2 protein-coding genes are annotated in these 513 nt (G+C 59.3%); both read left to right on the forward strand.

The features are described 5' to 3' along the window. Positions 1-293: WXG100 family type VII secretion target (locus BKN37_RS27470; RefSeq protein WP_071030462.1), on the forward strand; the 293-nt coding region annotated here is incomplete at its 5' end. 11 nt (positions 294-304) lie between these two features. Beyond that, on the forward strand, positions 305-513 hold a 209-nt coding region (locus BKN37_RS27475), incomplete at its 3' end, for a WXG100 family type VII secretion target (RefSeq protein WP_071030464.1).

Consider the following 513-nt stretch of genomic DNA (forward strand, 5'->3'; position numbering starts at 1 on the left):
CTACGCGTTTTATGACGGATCCGCATCAGATGCGGGCGATGGCGGGCCGGTTTGATGTGCACGCTCAGACGGTTGAGGATGAGGCCCGCAAGATGTGGGCGTCGTCGATGAACATTACGGGTGCTGGTTGGGGTGGGACCGCGGCCAACACGTCTTACGACACGATGGGGCAGATGCAGACGGCGTTTCGCAACATTGTGAACATGCTGCATGGGGTGCGGGACGGGTTGATCCGGGACGCTAATAACTATGAGCAGCAAGAAGCCGCGTCGCAGACGGCCCTGAGCAGCTAAGGAGTTATCGCATGAGCATCAACTACCAGTTCGGGGATGTCGACGCGCATGGTGCGTTGATTAAGGCTCAGGCCGCGTCGTTGGAGGCTGAGCATCAGGCGATCATTGCCGATGTGTTGGCTGCCGGTGACTTTTGGGGTGGGTCGGGGTCGGTGGCCTGCCAGGAGTTCATCACCCAGTTGGGTCGTAACTTCCAGGTGATTTATGAGCAGGCGGCCAC

Origin of the sequence: Mycobacterium talmoniae (assembly GCF_001854525.1) — a bacterium.
Taxonomy (GTDB): domain Bacteria; phylum Actinomycetota; class Actinomycetes; order Mycobacteriales; family Mycobacteriaceae; genus Mycobacterium; species Mycobacterium talmoniae.